At 32.2% G+C, this 20,366-nt stretch carries 19 protein-coding genes, 1 tRNA gene and 1 rRNA gene; 2 read left to right on the forward strand and 19 right to left on the reverse strand.

Annotated elements, in window-relative coordinates; translation table 11 throughout:
* Both ACWI69_RS02445 and ACWI69_RS02450 read right to left on the reverse strand, forming a co-directional pair.
* Positions 1-268 (reverse strand): 16S ribosomal RNA (locus ACWI69_RS02445); the annotation flags it as partial.
* A 221-nt stretch (positions 269-489) separates the two neighbouring features.
* Entirely contained in the window at positions 490-1,824 is a 1,335-nt protein-coding gene (locus tag ACWI69_RS02450) for a DUF1576 domain-containing protein (protein ID WP_448820271.1), read from the reverse strand.
* Between the two features lie 156 nt (positions 1,825-1,980).
* Between ACWI69_RS02450 and ACWI69_RS02455 the strand changes: the two genes are divergently transcribed.
* Both ACWI69_RS02455 and ACWI69_RS02460 read left to right on the forward strand, forming a co-directional pair.
* Positions 1,981-3,066 carry a carbohydrate kinase gene (locus ACWI69_RS02455; RefSeq protein ID WP_448820272.1) on the forward strand — a complete coding sequence of 362 codons (1,086 nt, stop codon included), beginning with the start codon at positions 1,981-1,983 and terminating at the stop codon, positions 3,064-3,066.
* Positions 3,063-3,983: a pseudouridine-5'-phosphate glycosidase gene (locus tag ACWI69_RS02460; protein ID WP_448820273.1), complete on the forward strand. Its 921-nt coding sequence runs from the start codon at positions 3,063-3,065 to the stop codon at positions 3,981-3,983. Before ACWI69_RS02455 ends, ACWI69_RS02460 begins: the two co-directional genes overlap by 4 nt.
* 97 nt (positions 3,984-4,080) lie before the next feature.
* Here the strand turns inward: ACWI69_RS02460 and ACWI69_RS02465 are convergent.
* From ACWI69_RS02465 to rpoN, 17 genes are all read right to left on the reverse strand, one after another.
* A tRNA-Gln gene (locus ACWI69_RS02465) sits at positions 4,081-4,155 on the reverse strand.
* A 47-nt stretch (positions 4,156-4,202) separates the two neighbouring features.
* Positions 4,203-4,514: a septation regulator SpoVG gene (gene spoVG / locus ACWI69_RS02470; protein WP_448820274.1), complete on the reverse strand. Its 312-nt coding sequence runs from the start codon at positions 4,512-4,514 to the stop codon at positions 4,203-4,205.
* A 32-nt stretch (positions 4,515-4,546) separates the two neighbouring features.
* Complete coding sequence (gene ispE, locus ACWI69_RS02475; protein WP_448820275.1) at positions 4,547-5,407, reverse strand: 4-(cytidine 5'-diphospho)-2-C-methyl-D-erythritol kinase; 861 nt, start codon at positions 5,405-5,407, stop codon at positions 4,547-4,549.
* A complete protein-coding gene (locus tag ACWI69_RS02480) occupies positions 5,407-5,697 on the reverse strand; it encodes an RNA-binding S4 domain-containing protein (RefSeq protein WP_448820276.1) in 291 nt (96 codons plus the stop codon). The genes ispE and ACWI69_RS02480 overlap by 1 nt, the downstream gene beginning before the upstream one ends.
* Positions 5,698-5,770: 73 nt before the next feature.
* Positions 5,771-6,523, reverse strand: a complete 753-nt coding sequence (gene mazG / locus ACWI69_RS02485) for a nucleoside triphosphate pyrophosphohydrolase (RefSeq protein ID WP_448820277.1) — start codon at positions 6,521-6,523, stop codon at positions 5,771-5,773.
* Positions 6,510-9,281 carry a DEAD/DEAH box helicase gene (locus ACWI69_RS02490; RefSeq protein ID WP_448820278.1) on the reverse strand — a complete coding sequence of 924 codons (2,772 nt, stop codon included), beginning with the start codon at positions 9,279-9,281 and terminating at the stop codon, positions 6,510-6,512. The genes mazG and ACWI69_RS02490 overlap by 14 nt, the downstream gene beginning before the upstream one ends.
* A 128-nt stretch (positions 9,282-9,409) precedes the next feature.
* Positions 9,410-10,762 (reverse strand): 2-hydroxycarboxylate transporter family protein, encoded by a 1,353-nt coding sequence (locus ACWI69_RS02495; protein ID WP_448820279.1) that lies wholly within the window; start codon positions 10,760-10,762, stop codon positions 9,410-9,412.
* 61 nt (positions 10,763-10,823) lie between these two features.
* A complete protein-coding gene (citF, locus tag ACWI69_RS02500) occupies positions 10,824-12,374 on the reverse strand; it encodes a citrate lyase subunit alpha (RefSeq protein ID WP_448820280.1) in 1,551 nt (516 codons plus the stop codon).
* A gap of 1 nt (position 12,375) precedes the next feature.
* Positions 12,376-13,275, reverse strand: coding sequence for an aldolase/citrate lyase family protein (locus ACWI69_RS02505; RefSeq protein ID WP_448820281.1), 900 nt, complete (start codon positions 13,273-13,275; stop codon positions 12,376-12,378).
* A 9-nt stretch (positions 13,276-13,284) separates the two neighbouring features.
* On the reverse strand, positions 13,285-13,566 hold the full coding sequence (gene citD, locus ACWI69_RS02510) for a citrate lyase acyl carrier protein (RefSeq protein ID WP_448820282.1): 282 nt from the start codon (positions 13,564-13,566) through the stop codon (positions 13,285-13,287).
* 21 nt (positions 13,567-13,587) lie between these two features.
* Positions 13,588-14,706 (reverse strand): sodium ion-translocating decarboxylase subunit beta, encoded by a 1,119-nt coding sequence (locus ACWI69_RS02515; RefSeq protein WP_448820283.1) that lies wholly within the window; start codon positions 14,704-14,706, stop codon positions 13,588-13,590.
* Between the two features lie 29 nt (positions 14,707-14,735).
* Positions 14,736-15,092, reverse strand: a complete 357-nt coding sequence (locus ACWI69_RS02520) for a biotin/lipoyl-containing protein (protein ID WP_448820284.1) — start codon at positions 15,090-15,092, stop codon at positions 14,736-14,738.
* 33 nt (positions 15,093-15,125) lie between these two features.
* Complete coding sequence (locus ACWI69_RS02525; protein ID WP_448820285.1) at positions 15,126-15,431, reverse strand: OadG family protein; 306 nt, start codon at positions 15,429-15,431, stop codon at positions 15,126-15,128.
* 24 nt (positions 15,432-15,455) lie between these two features.
* Positions 15,456-16,841: an oxaloacetate decarboxylase subunit alpha gene (locus tag ACWI69_RS02530; RefSeq protein ID WP_448820286.1), complete on the reverse strand. Its 1,386-nt coding sequence runs from the start codon at positions 16,839-16,841 to the stop codon at positions 15,456-15,458.
* Between the two features lie 178 nt (positions 16,842-17,019).
* Positions 17,020-17,673, reverse strand: a complete 654-nt coding sequence (locus ACWI69_RS02535; protein WP_448820287.1) for a GntR family transcriptional regulator — start codon at positions 17,671-17,673, stop codon at positions 17,020-17,022.
* On the reverse strand, positions 17,642-19,024 hold the full coding sequence (gene bioA, locus ACWI69_RS02540) for an adenosylmethionine--8-amino-7-oxononanoate transaminase (protein ID WP_448820288.1): 1,383 nt from the start codon (positions 19,022-19,024) through the stop codon (positions 17,642-17,644). Before bioA ends, ACWI69_RS02535 begins: the two co-directional genes overlap by 32 nt.
* A 65-nt stretch (positions 19,025-19,089) precedes the next feature.
* Complete coding sequence (rpoN, locus tag ACWI69_RS02545; RefSeq protein ID WP_448820289.1) at positions 19,090-20,319, reverse strand: RNA polymerase factor sigma-54; 1,230 nt, start codon at positions 20,317-20,319, stop codon at positions 19,090-19,092.
* Positions 20,320-20,366 lie beyond the last annotated feature (47 nt).

Below are 20,366 nucleotides of genomic sequence, written 5' to 3' on the forward strand. Positions count from 1 at the left end.
CTTGGTGGGCCATTACCCCACCAACTAGCTAATGGAACGCAAGGCTCTCTCTTGGCGCATATAGCTTTCATGAGTTTCCCATGCGAGAACCTCATAATATCCGGTATTAGCTGTCGTTTCCAACAGTTGTCCCAGACCAAGAGGCAAGTTCCTTACGCGTTACTCACCCGTCCGCCATCCTTGTTACCCGAAAGTAACTCGAATCGACTTGCATGTGTTAAGCATTCTGTCAGCGTTCATCCTGAGCCAGGATCAAACTCTTCATTCAAATATATTTAAAGTCCAAAGACTTTACGTTTACACCATTTATTGGTTTACCATTTCTGGTATCTGTTATTTTCATAACTTCTGACTATTTTCTCTATTCGGTTGCTAATGTCCTTCAATAATTCCTGTCGGCGGTGTTTCCCGCTGACAAGAATTATAGTATCATAATTTTTAATCTAAGTCAATAACTTTTTTTATTTTAATAAAACAAATTTATTTTCTTTAAAATCTTTCATTGAGATCATCTTCCGTTTTTCTAATCAAATCGTGTAAAGCTTTTTGTCTTTGAAGATACTTAGCTCTTCTTTTATTTACACTCTCTTTTGTTGTATTTATTATTGGCAGTAAAAATCCAGCTATAATTCCAGCTGAAAATCCATTGTTATAAAGATTTAAACCTCCATGAATTACTCCTATACTCTGTACAACTGCAATATGAAGCATCCCCGCTACAATTCCCCACAAAGGCCCATAAACACCAGCTACTGGTGCCAATGATGTTCCAAATAATCCAGATAATGCTATTGTAAAGCCATCTGTTGTACTTCCAAATTTACCTATAAATACTCCTAATAATATCGGTGTTATATTTAAAATTGTTTTTCCATAAGCTGAAAAGCCAACCACTGTTAATATTCCTGCCAACAGTGGTCCATTTAAAGTTTGCCCCAGTAAAATAGGATACATCATAGCTACAAATCCCATAATTCCCATATTTATAAATGTAAGTCCATACCCATATTTTATAACAAAATCACTTTTTAATCCTGTATCTTTTAATAAAATTTTATATCCTGTAAAGCTTTTGTTATTTATATAATATCCTATAAATATCAATGATAAAAAGACTCCACTAGCTATGACTTTCAGTTCTAAATCATGTTCTATTGAAATTATTCTTTGAGGAACAACTACAAACTGATAAAGTTTTAAAACCGAAGCTATTACAGCTCCCAGTATTCCACCCGTAAATCCTAAGTTATAAAGATTGAATCCTTCATGAAATCCTGCCATTTTTTTAGCTAACGGTGTCACAATAAAACCTATCACAATTCCCAAAACAATTGCATTTATATACGCATACTCACTTAGTACATGAATATTAAAAGCAACTTCACTAATAAATGGTGCAAGTGCACTTGTAAACGATATTGTTACTAAAATATCCCTAAACTCTATATGCTCATACTTTGAGTAAAGAATTCCACCCACATAGAATGGAAGAATATTTAGTATATTTTTTCCAAAAAAAGAAAAACCAAACACTGTAAAAAATGATGCTATTGCTATACCATTCAACGGTGTTCCTAGAAGTCTCATCAAAGTGTAGTTAAATATAAAAATTAAAAAAGCATTTAAAAATGTAGCTCCCATTCCACCAATAACTAAAAAATCTGTTATTAATACTGTTGGAGATGTTAAAATTCTTATAAATCCTCCTAATACATTCTCTTTTCCTCGCAAAACAAAATAAACGAATGTGGCAAAAAGTATCCCTGCGACAATCTCTATTAAAATCCAAATTTTCTTACTTCTATTTCCTTTAAAATTATCCAATCTATCACCCCTTTTAATTCTCTATTAAAATTTTAATATTTTTTCCATTAAAAATCAATTTTTTTATATATAAATCCATTGACTTTCCAGTGCTTCAATGATACTATTTAAACAAAAGTTTATTTATATAAACAATTGTTTAAAAGGGAGGTGCTTATGACTAATAGAGAGAAAGAAATTTTAAAATGGATTGAAGAAAATCCCTTTATATCTCAATCTGAATTGGCAGAAAAGGCTGATATTGCTCGCTCATCCGTTGCAGTACATATTTCTAATTTGATAAAAAAAGGAAAAATAATTGGAAAGGGATATATCATACAAAAAAAATCTTTTGTTTCTGTTATTGGCGGAACAAATATTGATATTTCAGCTCAGTCTTACTCGTCCTTAAGAGATTATGACTCCAATCCTGGAAAAGTTAATACCTCTTTTGGTGGAGTTGGGAGAAATATCGCTGATAATTTATCTAGATTAGATCAAGACGTCGAGCTGATAACAGTATTAGGTGATGATTTTAACAGTGAAGAAATTAAAAGAAATTGTAAATCTTTAGGAATTAATATATCTAATTCTCTAATGATTCCAAATTCTCCAACTTCAACCTATATATCAATTTTGGATGATAATAATGATATGAAATTAGCTATCTCCGCTATGGATTTATACGATAACCTCACTATAGACTTTATCAAATCTAAAAAAGAAATTTTGGATGAATCTAAGCTGTGTATAATCGATACTAATATTCCAGAAGAAACTATAAAATATATTGTTGATAATTTTTCGATTCCACTGTTTTTAGATTGTGTTTCTACAACTAAGGCTTTAAAAATAAAAAACTTTATAGGGAAGTTCCACACTATAAAGCCCAATCGAATTGAAGCTGAAATCCTTTCTGGTATAGATATTATAGATCAAAATTCATTAGAAAAATGTGCTAATTTCTTTATTCAAAAGGGAGTTAAACAAGTTTTTATTTCTCTAGGTGAAAAAGGTGTGTTCTATTCCAATGGTGAAACATCTGGTCATATGAAACCATTTAAAACAGAAGTTGTGAACACCACTGGTGCTGGCGACGCTTTTATGTCTGGTATCGCCTATAGTTATCTGGAAAATTTAGATATTATTGAAAGTTGTAAAAACGGCATTGCATGTGCTGCAATAGCTATTTCAAGTGAAAAAACAATAAGTGATAATATGTCTTTAGAGAATATCAATAGAATCAAGGAGGAAAATTTATGAATTTGGCAAAATATTTAGAAATTTCAAAAGAAGTTAAGGAAGCATTAGAGAACAATAAACCTGTTGTTGCACTTGAGTCAACTATTATATCTCACGGTATGCCTTATCCTCAAAATGTTGAAACAGCTTTAAAAGTTGAAGAAATTGTTAGACAAAACGGTGCTGTACCGGCTACTATTGCTATCTTAAATGGTAAACTTAAAGTTGGTTTAAACAAAGAGGAGATTGACTATTTAGGTAAAAAAGGATTAGAAGTTACTAAAGCTAGTAGAAGAGATATTCCTGCTATATTAGCTTCTGAAGATGATGGTGCCACAACTGTTGCATCTACTATGATTATCGCTGCTCTTGCCGGGATTAAAGTATTTGCTACTGGAGGTATTGGTGGAGTTCACAGGGGTGCTGAAACAACAATGGATATCTCTGCTGATTTGGAAGAGTTAGCTATGACTGATGTGGCGGTTGTTTGTGCTGGAGCTAAATCAATTCTTGATATCGGTTTAACACTTGAATTTTTAGAAACAAAAGGTGTTCCTGTTCTTGGTTACCAAACTAAGGAATTACCTGCTTTCTACACTAGAAAAAGTGGATTTAAAGTAGATTATAAAATGGATACTCCTGAGCAAATTGCTAAAACTTTAAAAGCTAAATGGGATGTTAATCTAAAAGGTGGAGTTGTAATTACAAACCCAATTCCCGAAGAGTTTGCTATGGACTTTGATACTATTACTACCGCTATAAATAATGCTGTTGCTGAAGCTGAAGAAAAAGGCATAAAAGGAAAAGACAGCACTCCATTCTTACTTGCTAAAGTTAAGGATATAACAAAAGGAAAAAGTTTAGAATCTAATATTCAACTAGTTTTCAACAATGCTAAGTTAGCTTCTGAAATTGCTAAAAACTACTGTAAATTATAAACTCGAAATATCTCTTTTAGAAAATCTAAAAGAGATATTTTTTTCATAGAATAAAAAAAAACAGGAACATACAAGTTCCCGTTAAATACTATTTTAATGGCTGGGGTGGCTGGATTCGAACCAACGCATGACGGAGTCAAAGTCCGTTGCCTTACCGCTTGGCGACACCCCAACATCAATAAAATAATATCATTTTTTTTTGACATTGTCAACGATTTTTTATTCTTCTACAATTTCTTCTTCTACTACTTCTACTGGTGTTATTTCCTGTGACATAACCTCTTTATACTTAGCTATAACTGAATCTGTTATATCCTTTCTAAGTTCTGGTGTTATCGGATGAGCTATATCCTTGTATTCACCATCAGGCATTTTTCTTGAAGGCATAGCAACAAACATTCCTTTTTGACCATCAATTACTTTTAATCCATGAATTACAAAACATTCTTCAAAAGTAACATCTACATAAGCTTTTAACTTAAGTTCGTTCTCATTTTTCACTGTTCTCAATCTTACATCTGTAATTCTCATTCTAAATGCACCTTCCTTATGATTTAGTAGTTTTATTTAAAATTGCAAAGATATATCTCGCAATCGTTAAATCTGTGTTTTAGTTTACTAATTCTCTTATCAATGTCCTCTGTCAAAAATGCATAAAATGCACTTCCACTTCCTGACATAAAAAACTTTAATTCCTCTATTTCTGCTAAACGTCTTTTAAACTCAATCAAAGTTTCATCTGATTTCAACAGTGCTTCCTCTAAATTATTCTCAATATATTTTTCGACCAATGGCAAATTACCATTTTTTAAACCTTCTATTATATTCTCTATATCTGCTTTTTTTAGATTTTTTGCACTCTTTACTTGTTTATAAGCTTCAGCAGTCGAAACTCCAAAAGGTGGTTTAAGTACAACCAAAGAAACTTTCAAATTATTTTGAATCTCCTCTAATTTTTCACCGATTCCCTGAACTCTTGCCGATTTATTCAATATAAAAAAAGGAATATCTGATCCTACACTTTTTCCTAATTCCAATAACTCTTCAATGGATAAAATATCCCCATGAAATTTATTTAAAAAATTTAAAAATGTCGCACCATTAGAACTCCCTCCTCCCAATCCTGCTTGATGAGGAATAATTTTTTCTAAAAAAACTTTTATTTTTAAAGGTGCTAATTTTGTTTTTTCATAAAACTTTTCGTATATTTTATAAAGAATATTACTCGAATCTACTGGAATATCCTTTTTATTTGTCTCTATTTTCAAATCTCCATTTTTATCTTCAATTTTTATTATTAAATTATCGCACAAATCAATCGGAATCATAGTCATATCTAAAAGATGGTAACCATTTTCTAAAACACCAACTATATTTAAGCCAATATTTATTTTAGCATTTGACTGAAGATTGAATATTTTCATTAAAATATATCCTCCTCACTATCTAAATCAACAACTATACCCTTGCTATCCAACAATTCCACTAGCTCAGATGTTTTGCTTTTTGCCACATTTCCTTCAGGAACTTCTAATATTTTAAATTTAAAATATTTATTATAATACTCAAGTTCCAATTCCATTCCCACCTTAACTTCTGTGCTGGCCTTTGCTACTTTACCATTCAATTTCGCTTTTCCACCATCTACCACTATTTTAGCAATTGGTCTTCTTTTTATTATTCTGCTCACTTTTAAAAATTTATCTAATCTCATCCTGTCCCTTCCTTTTTCGTAATATTATATATACCTTATTTTTTTCATAAGTCAATAGTTTTGAAAAATATTTTTATTTTTTAGATTCTTCCCAAAGTCTATCCATCTGTTCAAGAGTTGCTTCTTCCAAATCACAATTTTTTTCAACATATCTAAAACGTCTCTCAAATTTATTGGATGCTTCATTTAGACAAAGTTCTGGATTTACGCCCAAATGCCTAGATAAGTTAACCAAGGCAAAAAACAAATCTCCTAACTCCTCTTTAGCTTTTTCTTCGTCCCCAGACATAATTTCGTATCTCAGTTCACCGATTTCCTCTTCAACTTTATCTATAACTCCATGAACTTCTGACCAATCAAATCCTACTTTAGACGCCTTTTTTTGAAGCTTTTCAGCTCTTAAAAGTGCTGGCATCCCCTTTGGAACCCCATCTAAAATTGAAGCTCTTTCTGCGTGTTCCTTTTCTTCTTTTTTTATCTTTTCCCAATTTACTAAAACCTCATCTGAAGTCTTAATCTCTACTTTTTTTCCGAATACATGAGGATGTCTTCTAATCATTTTTTTTGAAATAGTATCAATCACATCCTCTATCTTAAACTCTCCTTGTTCTTCACATATATTGGATTGAAAAACTACTTGAAGCAATAAATCTCCCAATTCACCTTTTAGTTTTTCACCACCTTCATCCATAGCTTCTAAAACCTCATACGTTTCTTCCAGTAGATGGGGTTTTAGACTTTCTAAAGTTTGTTCTCTATCCCAAGGACAACCATCAGGTTCTCTCAATTTTTTTATAATCTCTATCAACTCATCAAATTTTTTCATTCAAATCGTCATCTCCTCTGTACCAATATAAAAATTTTAAAATATCCTCAAAGTAATATACTCCCCCTTCTTTTTGAGAGTATCTAGCTTTTTTGTCCTCAATAAGCTTTAGTAATTTTTCAAAGTTTACATAATTATTATCAAATTTTAAAAAATATTCTCCCTCTTTTTCTATTATCTCCTCAATTTTCAAATCTTTAGCTAATATCTTTACCTCTAAATACCTCAATAAATTTATTACTTCTTCGGGTAACGCACCAAATCTATCTACCATCTCCATTTTTATTTCAAACAATTTGTTTAAATCCCTTGTATCAACCAATCTTCTGTAGATTATTAATCTTTCGTCACCTTCTATATAATCTTTTGGAATATAGGAATCCTCTTTCAAAATAATTTTTGTTTCAAAATCTTCTTTATAATCCCCTTTTACTCTAGCCACCTCTTCCTGTAAAAGTTTAGTATAAAGGTTATATCCAAAAGTTTCCAAGGCACCATGTTGCTTATCTCCTAATATCTCACCAGCCCCTCTTATTCTCATATCTTCCAACGAAAGTTTAAAACCCCCTCCAAATTCTCCAATATCTTTTAAAGTTACCTCCCTCTCTAAAGCTTTTTTACCCAATTTTTTATCTTTATCAACTATTAGATAACAGTAACCTTTTCTTTTTCCTCTTCCTACTCTTCCACGAAGTTGATAAACTTGCGAAAGTCCTAATTTATCTAGTCCCTCTATCAAAATAGTATTTGCATTCTCTATATCAATTCCATTTTCTATAATCGTAGTACTCAATAAAATGTCAATGTCTCCATCTTGAAATTTTTTTAATTTCTCTTTTATATTTTTAGGTGTCATTTTTCCATGAATATAATCCACAGTTACAAATTTAGGAAGTATCTTTTTTAAATCATTTAATTTATCTTCTATCCTTTTAACTCTATTGAATATATAGAAAACTTGTCCCTCACGAGCTATCTCTTTCATGATAGATTCCCTAATTTCTTCTTTATTATCACCTATAAATTTTGTTTCTATGGGTGTTCTTCCCTCTGGTGCAGTTTCTATAACGGAAATATCTCTAATACCCAATAGTGCATAATTTAAAGTTCTAGGGATAGGGGTAGCTGTTAAAGTTAACATATCTACATTATGTTTCATTTTTTTTAATTTTTCTTTATCTTTTACTCCGAACTTTTGTTCTTCATCAACTACTATAAGCCCTAAATTTTTAAATTTTAAATCTCCTGATAAAACTCTATGAGTCCCAATAACAATATCTACACTCCCATTTTCAACTTTCTTTATTATTTCTTTTTGCTCCTTATCTCCACTTAACCTACTTAACAATTCAAGAGTTATCGGATACTCTTTATACCTTTCCACAAACCTATCATAGTGTTGCTGGGCTAGAACTGTTGTTGGAGCTATTATCAAAACTTGCTTTCCATCCATAACACACTTAAAAGCTGCTCTTATAGCAACCTCTGTTTTTCCATAGCCCACATCCCCACAGACAATTCTATCCATGACTTTTGAGGACTCCATATCTCTTTTAACATCTTTTATAGCATTTTTTTGATCTCTTGTTTCTATATATGGAAATTTTTCTTCGAATTCCTCTTGCCAAACTGTATCTGGTGAAAACTTATAACCTGTATGGAGAGCTCTTCTAGCTTGAATCTCTACAATCTCCTTGGCAAATTTAAGCATATCCTCTTCTAACTTTTCTCTTCTTCTTTTAAATCCTCTTCTTCCCAAATTATATAACTCAGGTGTTTTACCAGTTGAGACTAAAAATCTTTCTATTTTATTTAATCCTTCAATCGGTACAAATAGTCTATCTTCATCAGCATATCTTATAGCCAAGTAATCCTTTCCATCAATCTCTTGGATTCCTAAATAAATTCCAACACCATAATTTTCATGAATGATGTAGTCTCCTTCTCTAATTTGTGAGATATTTTCATATTTTACGCCATCTTTTGTACTTAACGACTTTATCTTCTCTGTGTCTCCTTCGCTTTTAATTACATCTATTTTTTTGGAAATATTTTCTATCTTTTCATACAGTTCCCTGATTTCATTCTCTTCATCTCTTTTTCTAACTATGGCTTCTTCCAACTTATATCTGACTATTTCAGCATTCTCTAAATAAGTATCACAGTTTCTATTTTTCCTTATCCTCTCTAAAAGTTCTATAAAATCTATTTTTTCTAAATTATTTTTGTTTATATACATATTTACTCTACTTATTTTTTCAAAACTTTTTTGATCCATAATAGAAAAATACGTTATTCTATCAATCTCGTCCCCAAAATACTCCACTCTAATTGGGTGCTCCCCGTTCAAGGGATAAATATCTACAATATCCCCCCTAACTGAAAACTCCATTCTTTCTTCTACTAAATAATTTTTTTTATATTCATTTTTTTCTAAAAGTTCTATGAGTTCCTTTCTTGTTATCCCCTCTCCTAATGACAGAGTCAAAATATCACTATTTAAGGAATAATGGGTCAAAATACCTTCTAAAGATGTTAAAATTATCAATTTTCTATTATTTTTTAAACTTTCTAAAAGCTGATAATTTACTCTATAATAGTCATCCTCTTCTTGAATATTTGAAAGTTCAATTAAATCAATCTCCTGCTGTTCAACTATGTTTTCAAAATAAATATCTATATTTTTATTAGAGGATCCTATATACACCACACTATTTTTATTATCTATTAAAAATTTGGGAATATCTTTTCTGAACATAATATGCCTCCTAATTCTTTTACATTTTATCCTTATTATACATTATTTATCCTAAATTAAAAGAAAAAGAGATTGAATCACTTCAATCTCCTTTCATGTATATAACTTAAAATAACTTTAGAGCTAAATTATGCAAAGAATCCAAATACCATAGACCCTAGAATAAGCATCATTGCTCCTCCCACTCTTGATGAAATTTGTGCAAAAGAAATAAGCTCCATTCTATCTGCCGCTCCAAGAACCGCAATGTCTCCAGACCCACCTCTATTAGCCATACATAATCCAGCTGTAATAGCTGCCTCTACTGGATAGAATTTCATTCTTCTAGACGCTAACATAATCAATAGAACTGCTCCTAAAACTATTGCTAAAGCAATCACTAAGTTAGCTATAGATAGAGAGTTTATAATTTCTTGTACATCTGTACCAAATCCTACTGCCCCCATTAGTACCCAAATAGTATATTTTGAAAAATATGCTTGAATCTCTTTTGACCCAGCTTTTATCGCTGCAGGAACGATATTTAATATATTTAAAACAATCGAATAAATTACTAAAAAAGCTAATCTATGCATTTCAAAAGGAAATCCTAACGAAGTCCATATTACTCCTGATATATGAGAAAACATAAATAAAACTCCGATAAAAGCAAATGCTGACGCAAGGTCTTTTGCTGTAACTACTACCTTAGGTCCCGCCTCCTCCTTTACCGCTTCTTTCGTATCATCCAATATTAAATTTCCATTTCCTGTTAAATTTGGATGCTTCTTTCCAAGCTCTTTTAAAAATGCTCCAGTAAAAATAGCGATAACATTGGCAATTGTTAATATAGAGATTGCAAATGCGAACCAATCCTTCGGATTTCCACCAGTTTTTTGTGCCCACATCTCTGACATAGGGATAGCTCCTGCTCCAGTTCCTCCCCCCATTATAGGTAAAACATAGTTCATAATAATATCTAAAGGTTCTTTTCCAAATAAAAGTCCTGCTCCTATTCCACCTAATGTAGCCCCAACTACTCCAATTAATATCAATGGAATATATCCCGCTATCGATTGAAGAAGAGTCTTTCTATTAACTGTTAAAACTGAACCAACTATTAAAGCTGGGATAAATAACTCTAAAAAGTTCACTGGTTGCTCACCGTAAAAAACATCAATCGCCTTTAAAACTTTTGTTGGAATTAAATTATAAGTCCCCATTACCGCTGAGGCAAAGAATACTAAAACCGTCCCTCCTCCAATATAGTCGTTCCATATTGGAATTCTATCTCCAATTTCACCAAATAAAATACCAAATACTGCCAATATGCTAAATATCACTAGAAAATTACCTCTTAAAAAAGCTGCTTCTTTTCCACCAAAAGGTACATACACAGTTAATGCAACTATTGCTAATAGTCCTAGAAACATTTGAATCGATAATCCGCTCCACTTTGACTGCTTTGGATCAAACAGTTCTTTGAAATTTTTTTGTGCCATTTTTTCTCCCCTTATCCCTCTAAATTTATGTATATTTTTTTGTTTTACTTATTGCACTGTACTATCTTTTTATCTTTCTAACAACATCAATTATGCTACCATCTCTGTATTCAACAACAGCTACAATCTGTTCTTCAAACTCTATCTCTTTCGGTTCTCCAACAATAAAATTTGCCAACTCTCGTAATTTATCCATAGTTACCAGCTCTATTCCAGCTCTTTGGAATTTTTCTAATAAATCAGTTCTAGTTGGATTTACAACTACTCCATAGTCAGTTACAACTACATCTACTGTACTTCCAGGTGTTACAACCGTTGTCACTTTATCAATTATTGTTGGTATTCTCCCTCTTGTCAATGGTGCAACTATAATTGATACATTTGCAGCAGCTGCGGTATCTGAATGTCCTCCAGAAGCCTCTCTTATAACTCCGTCTGAACCCGATATAACATTGACATTAAAGTCTTTATCCACTTCTAAAGCACTTAAAATAACAAAGTCTAACTTATTTACAGCTGGTGAACAGTTAAATGGGTTTGCATAAAAATCAGCGCTTACTTCTACGTGCTTTTCATTTCTTCCTATTGATTCAACCGCTGCTAAATCAAAACATTGTGTATCATAGAGTTGTCCCATCAATCCTTCTTCTAATAAATCAACAAAGGCTTTTGTTATTCCTCCCAAACCAAAGCTACACTTTATATTTCTTTTTAGCAACTCTTCCCTTATAAATCTTGTTACCGCCAATGAAGCTCCACCTGAACCCGTTTGCATTGAAAATCCATCATTAAAATATCCTGACGCTAACATTACATCTAAAACTTTCTTAGCCATCAATAGTTCTTTAGGATTTGATGTGAACCTTGTAGCTCCAGACATTATTCCATTAGGATCCCCAATTTCATCAACCACTACTACATAATCAACTTGTGTCTGCGGAATACTCATTGGACTATTTGGATAGTCAACTAAAGTATCTGTTATTATTATCACTTTGTCAGCGTAGGCTGCATCCACTTTTGCATACCCTAAAGATCCGCAAAGTGACTTTCCTTTCACGCCATTAGCATTTCCCATACAATCTGATGAAGAGGCCCCTAAAAATGCCACATCTATTTTTATATCTCCTTCAACAATAGCTCTTGCTCTTCCTCCATGAGACCTTATAACTGCCGGATAATCTCCTAACATTCCATTGGATATCTCTTTTGCTAAATCTCCTCTCAATCCACTTGAACCTAATCTATTTACTACTCCAGATTTAATATGCTTTACAATCCCTTCATGAGCTTTAGTGAATGAACTAGCCTCCACTCTAAGATTTTTAAATCCCATCTCAGCCAATTTATCTAAAACCATTGGTAAAACTTTATCTCCATTTCTAAAATGGTGGTGAAAAGATATCGTCATCCCATCTTTTAATCCTGAATTTCTTATTGCTTCTTCTAAAGAGTCTACAACTTTAGTTCTTTTTATAGCACCTTTTAAAGATTCTGTATTTTTATTAACAGACCCTTCAGGTTGATTAGTAAATGGAGCTTTATATGCTTTTCTTTCTCCGTAACCTTTTATTGTTTTTAAAAGATTTTCGTCAACTCTTTTATTTGTCATATTACTCGTCTCCTCCTAATCTTACTCCAGCTGCCTTTGCTAATCTCAAAACATGCTCGGCTCTTTCAATAATTGGCTTATCTACCATTTTTCCATCAACTGTAAATACACCTTTATTTTGCTCCAAAGCTTCTCTTGTCGCATCTACAATTTTCTTAGCTTTTTTTATATCAATATCTGAAGGTGTATACACTTTATGAAGTAACTCAATTTGTCTTGGATGAATTAAAGATTTTCCTGAGAATCCCATCTGCTTTATCATTGTTGCTTCTTTTATAAATCCTTCATCATTATTTACATCTGAATAAACAGAATCTAGAGCATCTATTCCAGCTGCCCTAGCTGCCATTACTATTAGTCCTCTTCCCGTAAATAGCTCTACTCCTTCTGGAGACCTATTTGTTTTTAAATTAGTTACATAATCCTCCCCACCAATAGCCATTCCAACTAACCTCTTTGAAGAAGTTGCAATCTGATAAGCATTTAAAGCACCTAAAGGGCTCTCTATAGCTACCATCAACTTTGTTGTTCCAACTGGAATTCCAGCTTCTTTTTCAATTCTTTCTACATGAGCTTCTACATCTAAAACATCTTTTGGCGTATCAGTTTTAGGTATTCTTATAATATCTGGTTGAGCTCTTACGATAAACTCCAAATCCTCTACCCCATATTCTGTATCCAAAGCATTGATTCTCACAACCGTTTCTATATCTAAACTCTTATATATTGGCTTCATTTTTTTTAGCATATTGTAAACTAAAAATCTAGCTGAATCTTTTTCTGTCACAGCAATAGCGTCCTCTAAATCAAACATTATTGAATCTGGTCTATATATATGTACATCTTTTATTACCCCTGGATTATTTCCTGGAATAAAAAGCATTGAACGTCTTAATTTCATTTCTTCCTCCTACTTCCAAGTAAATTTTTGTTGAGCTGCTCTTGTAACAACTGTTTGGATTCTACTTTTAATCACTGGCTCAATAGCCCCTTTATCAGTAACTAAAATTTTAGCCGAAGTGACTCCAAGCTCTTTCAAACTTTCCAAAATCACCCTTCTGACATCATCTCCATACTGTCCCATTACAACACTTTCAATCTCTAATTCAATTCCTGTAGCATTTGGCTCAATTATTACGTACATATCGCTCGATTCAAGAGTACCTGCCACTGCTTTCACTTTGATTTCCATCTTCTGGCCTCCACTTTATTTTTATTTAAACATTGCTAATAACACTCCCGCTGCTACCGCTGAACCAATAACTCCCGCTACATTTGGTCCCATAGCATGCATCAGTAAAAAATTACTTGGATTCTCCTCTTGTCCTACTTTTTGGACAACTCTAGCCGCCATTGGTACAGCACTTACTCCCGCTGCTCCTATCATAGGGTTTAACGTCCCTTTGCTAAACTTACACATAACCTTTCCAAAGATTACTCCTCCTGCCGTTCCAAAAGAGAAAGCAAAAAGTCCTAAAATTATTATCTTTATTGTTGCAAGATTCAAAAATGCTTCTGCATTCGTAGTCGCTCCTACTGTCAGCCCTATAAATATTGTAATTATATACATCAATGCTCCCTTTATGTGTTCCACTAAATTTGGAACAAGCCCACACTCTTTAGCTAAGTTTCCGAACATAAGCATTCCCACCAAAGGAATTGAGGATGGAATTATTAATGTCACTACTATTGTAACCACTATTGGGAAAAGTATTTTTTCTCTTTTACTTACATTTCTAAGTTGAGTCATTTTTATCTGTCTCTCTTTTTTAGTTGTCAACAATTTAATTATAGGTGGTTGAATTACAGGTACTAATGCCATGTATGAGTATGCAGCTACCGCTATTGGTCCCAACATATGTGGTGCTAATTTTGAAGTTAAATAGATTGCTGTTGGTCCATCTGCTCCACCTATAATTCCAACTGATGCTGCTTCATTACCATTTAACCCCAATAAAACTGCTCCTACAAAAGCCCCAAAAATTCCAAGTTGTGCTGCTGCTCCAAGAAGCAAACTCTTAGGATTTGCAATCAACGGACCAAAATCCGTACTTGCTCCAATTGCTAAAAATATTAGTGGAGGGTAAACTCCATATTTAACCCCTTGATATAAAATATTTAAAAGTCCATCTTTGTCCATTATCCCTTCGCTAATTGGTGCTGGTAAGTTCACTAGTAACATTCCAAAAGCTATCGGAAGTAAAAGATATGGCTCATATTGCTTTTTTATTGCTAAAAACAATAGGAATAGAGCAACTAATATCATAATTCCTTGATTTAGTGCTATCATTGCAATTCCCGTTGTTGCAAATAGGTTATTTAAAAACTCCATTTTAACTCCTCTCTAATTCATTCATTTTATTAAGATATTGTTGCTACTAATGCTCCACCATCAACTGTATCACCTTTGCTTACAGTAATTGATTCTACAACTCCATCAACTGGCGAAACAATTGGATTTTCCATTTTCATAGCTTCCAATACTAATAAAGTGTCCCCTGCTTTTACTCTAGTTCCTGGAGTTACCTCTATCGATACCACTAAACCTTGCATAGGTGCTTCAACTTTTGTTCCACTTCCTGTTGGCGTAGCCACTGAAGTAGGTACTGCTGTAGTTGTCGATTGAGGTGTTGTTATTGTCCCGTTTATCTCCCTAACTGATTCTACTTCTACTTCATATACTTTTTCTCCAATTTTAACTTTATATACTTTTATCATCTTTAGTTACACTCCTATTTAATTTAATTTAATTTAATTTAATTCTTTTATCCCTATAACTCTTACATTGGCATCTTTATCTTCTCCAGCTGCCTCTATACACGCTACCATCATTGCTACTCTCATCTCTTCACTTGTTATTTTAGATGGATCAAACTTTTCTCTTTCAACTTTTTTTGCCGTTGGTACAACTTTTTTTATCTCTTGATTTTTTTCTGCTGGGATATATTTAAACAGAGAAAGAACAAAAGCTAATATAGCTAATATTATGAACACAACTAACATACTTATCAAAGTTATTTCAAAAGATGTTATAAGTGATATTGCCCCTTTAAACATTCTTATAAATCATTCTCCTTTCAACTAAAAAATTATATTTATACTTCTATACTCTTTTTCCTCTTTAGATTTACCTCTGTTTTCTAAATATGGTTTAGCAATTTGTGGAAACATAGCATACATCAAAACATCTTCTGGACTTTTTGCCAATCCACCTATCTCCTTTGCAATCTCAGCGTATTCAGGTTTTAGAAGATCTGCAGGTCTTCCTGTAAATACTGATTCATCTCCAATAATCTTTCTCTTTATCTCTTCAGATATCGGTGCTGGAGATTTTCCATAAAGGCCTTTCACATAATCCTTTATCTCTTTTGGTATCATCTTATATCTTTCCCCAGTCAACACATTAAATACGGCTTGAGTTCCTACCATTTGACTCAACGGTGTTACTAACGGTGGATATCCCAAGTCCTCTCTGACTCTCGGAATCTCCTTTAAAACGTCCTCATACTTATCTGCTGCTTTTTGAGCTGTCAATTGAGAAACCAGATTTGATAACATTCCACCTGGCAATTGGTACTCTAAAATACTTGGTTCAACAAAATAAGCTTGCATATTTAATATTTTTTCATCCATATATTTTTTTCTAATTGGCTTAAAGTATTCTGCAATCTCTTTTAAAAGCGATAAATTGAGTTCTGGATCCCTTTCCCCACCCTCAAAAGTTCTAACCATAGATTCTGTTGCAGGTTGTGCAGTTCCCCCAGCAAAAGTTGAAATTGATGTATCAATAATATCTATCCCCGCATCTACAGCTCTTAAATAAAGCATACTTGCTATTCCACTTGTTGCATGAGTATGTAACTCCAATGGCACATTGATTACCGATTTAATCTCTCGTATCAAATTGTATCCTGTTTCAGGTAATAATATCCCTGCCATATCCTTTATAACAATTGAATCAGCTCCCATACTTTCCATCTCTTTTGCTAACTCTTTGTAGTACTCCGTTGTGTGAATAGGACTTATTGTATAGGCGATTGAAAGTTGACAATGTCCACCATATTTTTTAGTAGCTTCCGCCGCTACTTTTAAGTTCCTTGTATCATTTAATGCATCAAATATTCTAATTATATCAATACCATTCTCTATCGATTTTTTTACAAATTCCTCCACTATATCATCAGCATAATGTCTATATCCTAAAAGATTCTGACCTCTCAATAGCATCTGCAATTTCGTATTTTTAGCTCTCTTTTTTATCTCTCTCAATCTCTCCCAAGGATCCTCATTTAGAAATCTAATACAAGCATCAAAAGTGGCTCCTCCCCAAACTTCTAATGCGTGGTATCCTACTTCATCCATTTTTTCTACAATTGGAAGGATCTCTGCAGTTGTCAACCTTGTAGCTATTAGAGATTGATGTCCGTCTCTTAGACAAGTCTCTGTTATTTTAACTTTATTTTTCAAAATATCCTCCTTGGTATTCGGTGTCCCGTATTCTGTATACAATTTATTATCTACATTAGAGTATACAATATTTTTTATTTTTGTCAAATTATTTTTTGTATGTTTAATATAATAAAAAATATAATTTTAGTACAATTTGAACTACTTTTCTAAAAAAAAATCAGAATTTCTTCTGATTTTAACTTTCAACTTGTTTTATTAAGAACTCCTTAGCTTCCAATAGATGTCTTCTATTTATAGCTATAGCCTCCTCTTTTTTACCAGCTTTTATTAACTCAACTATCTTAGCATGATCTCTATGGGCATTCAATCTTCTATCATTATTTTCGGCTGATATTTTTCTAAATTTTTTCAAATACAGATTCAAATTATTTATTAAAGTCACTACTCTTGGAAGATCTGAAATATTATAGAGTATTTTATTAAACTCAGAGAAGTATTTAAAAACTTCTAAAGATTTCTCTCTATCGTTAATTATAGCTGCTGCCCTTCCTACATTTTCCTCTAATCTTTCAATATCTTTTTCTGTTATTTTTTCAAATAACTCCTCAAATATAACTGTTTCTAAAGCTATTCTGATTTTTACTACCTCTTCCACATCTTTTTTAGTAGTTTTTGGTACTGTTACTCCACCTTTCTCCCTTGCCTCTATAAGACCTTCCAGTTCAAGCATTCTAATCGCTTCTCTTAAGGGTGTTCTACTTATGTTAAGCCTTTCTGCAAACTCTTCTTCTACTATTCTGCTTCCCTCTTTTATCTTTCCATTTACAATTTCATCTTTCAAATAATCATACACTTGTTCACGTATTGATTTTTTCTTTTTTATAACCATCATATTCCCCTTTATATTCAATTGTCTCTAGGTATTCTCTAAGTGATTCATCAAAAATATCTAACATTTTATCTATCTCTTCTCTTGTAATTATGTATGGTGGCATAAAATATACAATATTTCCCAATGGCCTTAAAATAGCTCCCTTTCTTAAAGCTATTTTATATATTTCATATCCAGCTCTCTCTCCTGGAATTCCAACCAATTCAATAGCTCCAATTAATCCTATTTGTCTATACTCTCCAAAATAAGGAATCCCCTTCAATCTCTCTGTTGCAACGCTTCTTAAATAATCACCTTTTTCTTTTATAACCTTCAATATGTTTTCCTCTTCAAAAATTTTCAATGTTTCTACAGCTATTCTACACCCTATTGGATTTCCTGAATAACTATGGGAGTGTAAAAATGACTTTCCTTCCGAGTAATCAGCGTAAAAAGCATTGTATAACCTATCTGTTATTAAAACTATGGACATTGGAAAATATCCAGCTGTTAATCCTTTTCCAATACACATAATGTCAGGACTAACTCCTGCGTGTTCTATCGCAAACATTTTACCAGTTCTTCCAAACCCCATTGCTATCTCATCTACAATTAAATGAATATTTAATTTTTCTGTCAATGCCCTTAGCTTTCTAAGATATATTGGTGAATATATTTTCATTCCAGCAACACCTTGAACCATTGATTCAATTATTACACCTGAAACTTTAGCACTATTTTCTGTTAAATAATCCTCCATATAAATAAAGCATTCGGCATCACAGTTCTCACGCTCTTTGCCAAAAGAACATCCAAAACAGTCTGGTCCTTTCACTTTTATCCCTTCCCTTAAAAGAGGCTTATATATATCCGTAAATCTATCCATATTCCCAACGCCTAGTGCACCTATAGTTTCACCATGATAGGCACCTTCTATCGAAACAAATGTATTTTTCTGTGGATTTCCAGTTTGTGCATGATATTGAAAACTTAATTTTATAGCCACTTCAGTACTTGAAGATCCGTTATCTGTAAAAATAAGTTTATTGAGTCCGTCTGGTGCAACAGCTACTAATCTTTCTCCCAATTCAATTGCCGCTTCATGAGAAAAATTTGCAAAAATTATATGTTCTAATTTATCTATCTGCTCTTTTATGGCCCCATTTATTCTTGAATTACAATGTCCAAATAAATTAACCCACCAACTTGAAACACAGTCCATATATCTATTTCCAAACTCATCCTCTACATATATCCCATCTCCCTTTACTATCACCATAGGAGGAAGCTGCTCATAATCTTTCATCTGCGAACAAGGATGGAAGATATGTTCTAAATCTTTTTTTTGTAAATCACTTAGATTTCTCATTTAAGGTACACCTCTTCAACTCTAAAATTTATATATTTAATACAAAAAATAATCTTTAATTCCTATTATAACATAAACACTTTTTTATTATCTATTTTTCTTTTTTTACTGGATAAAATTCCAAGCTCCTCTCTATATTTTCCTATCGTTCGTCTCTGAGCTGAAATGTTTTTTTCTCTAAGTTTTAATAAGATTTTTTCATCCGATAGTGGATTATTTTTATCTTCGGATTCAATAATTTTTAAAATCTCTTTTTTTACCAATTCAGTTTTACTATCCAAAATGATATATTTTTTTAAACCTTCAATTTTACCATCTATTCTTATAAATTTATCTCTTAGTGCTCTCGAAATTGTTGATTCATGAAGATTTAAAGCAAATGCGATATCTTTAACTTTTAAAGTTTTTAAATTTTTAGAAAAAAGAATATAGTCTTTTTGGTAATTTAAAACATATTTTCCAACTTCTAAAAGTGTATTTTGTCTTTTTAACAAACCTTTTTCGAGAGCTAAAGCCAACATCTGATCTTTTCTATTGTCACTTTTTAACCTTATTTTTGGAATTTCAGCTTCGTTTAATTTTACGACAATTTCACCAGTAGATGTTTCCACAATTAAATCAGGAACAATATAGTTTATTTTTCTGTTCACATAAAATCCTCTTGCGGGTTTGGGATTTAATTTTTTTATTATATTCACATAGTCCTTTACCTTAGAAAGAGGTATGCCTCTCTCTAGAGAAATTTTTTTAAATTCCTCATCTGCAATATCCTCTAAATTTCTCTCTAGAATGTCTGACAATGTAGCTGTCAAAATTCCTTTATTCTTAAGTTGAATTTTTAAACATTCTACAAGATTAGTGGCACCAACCCCTATGGGTTCTAAAGTATATAAAGTTTTTACACTCTCCTTAAACAGATTTGGCTTAAAACCACCACTTTTCCTTAACTCCTCTAAACTTGAAGCTAAATAACCTCTCTCATCTAAGTTATTTATTAAATACTCTAAAATATCTCTAATCTCCCTTTTTAGTTCCAAGTAACTTATCTGTTCCTCCAAATAATCTATTAAACTTTCATTCTCCTCCCCTATATTTTCTATATAGTTTTCATATTCCTCACTTCTAGAAAAAGAGGATTTTGGAAAAACAAGCTCTATATTTGAATTTTTTATGCTCTCCTTTTCTAAATACTTTTTTAATTCTTTTAGACCCATTGTTAAAATCTCTATAGATATTTTCATTTCCATAGAAAGATTTAACTTTAAACTTTGATCTAACCCCAATTTAAAATCCATAGCTCCCCCTATTTTTTCGAGATATAAAAGAGGTAGAGTCTAAATCT

The sequence above is a fragment of the Cetobacterium sp. genome, assembly GCF_977044495.1.

Bases quoted from the DNA above. Each gene is read 5' to 3' on its own strand.
- ACWI69_RS02455 (WP_448820272.1), top strand. From the start codon at position 1,981: ATGACTAATAGAGAGAAAGAAATTTTAAAATGGATTGAAGAAAATCCC.
- ACWI69_RS02460 (WP_448820273.1), top strand. From the start codon at position 3,063: ATGAATTTGGCAAAATATTTAGAAATTTCAAAAGAAGTTAAGGAAGCA.
- spoVG (WP_448820274.1), bottom strand. From the start codon at position 4,514: ATGAGAATTACAGATGTAAGATTGAGAACAGTGAAAAATGAGAACGAA.
- ispE (WP_448820275.1), bottom strand. From the start codon at position 5,407: ATGAAAATATTCAATCTTCAGTCAAATGCTAAAATAAATATTGGCTTA.
- ACWI69_RS02480 (WP_448820276.1), bottom strand. From the start codon at position 5,697: ATGAGATTAGATAAATTTTTAAAAGTGAGCAGAATAATAAAAAGAAGA.
- mazG (WP_448820277.1), bottom strand. From the start codon at position 6,523: ATGAAAAAATTTGATGAGTTGATAGAGATTATAAAAAAATTGAGAGAA.
- ACWI69_RS02490 (WP_448820278.1), bottom strand. From the start codon at position 9,281: ATGTTCAGAAAAGATATTCCCAAATTTTTAATAGATAATAAAAATAGT.
- ACWI69_RS02495 (WP_448820279.1), bottom strand. From the start codon at position 10,762: ATGGCACAAAAAAATTTCAAAGAACTGTTTGATCCAAAGCAGTCAAAG.
- citF (WP_448820280.1), bottom strand. From the start codon at position 12,374: ATGACAAATAAAAGAGTTGACGAAAATCTTTTAAAAACAATAAAAGGT.
- ACWI69_RS02505 (WP_448820281.1), bottom strand. From the start codon at position 13,275: ATGAAATTAAGACGTTCAATGCTTTTTATTCCAGGAAATAATCCAGGG.
- citD (WP_448820282.1), bottom strand. From the start codon at position 13,566: ATGGAAATCAAAGTGAAAGCAGTGGCAGGTACTCTTGAATCGAGCGAT.
- ACWI69_RS02515 (WP_448820283.1), bottom strand. From the start codon at position 14,706: ATGGAGTTTTTAAATAACCTATTTGCAACAACGGGAATTGCAATGATA.
- ACWI69_RS02520 (WP_448820284.1), bottom strand. From the start codon at position 15,092: ATGATAAAAGTATATAAAGTTAAAATTGGAGAAAAAGTATATGAAGTA.
- ACWI69_RS02525 (WP_448820285.1), bottom strand. From the start codon at position 15,431: ATGTTTAAAGGGGCAATATCACTTATAACATCTTTTGAAATAACTTTG.
- ACWI69_RS02535 (WP_448820287.1), bottom strand. From the start codon at position 17,673: ATGGTTATAAAAAAGAAAAAATCAATACGTGAACAAGTGTATGATTAT.
- bioA (WP_448820288.1), bottom strand. From the start codon at position 19,024: ATGAGAAATCTAAGTGATTTACAAAAAAAAGATTTAGAACATATCTTC.
- rpoN (WP_448820289.1), bottom strand. From the start codon at position 20,319: ATGGATTTTAAATTGGGGTTAGATCAAAGTTTAAAGTTAAATCTTTCT.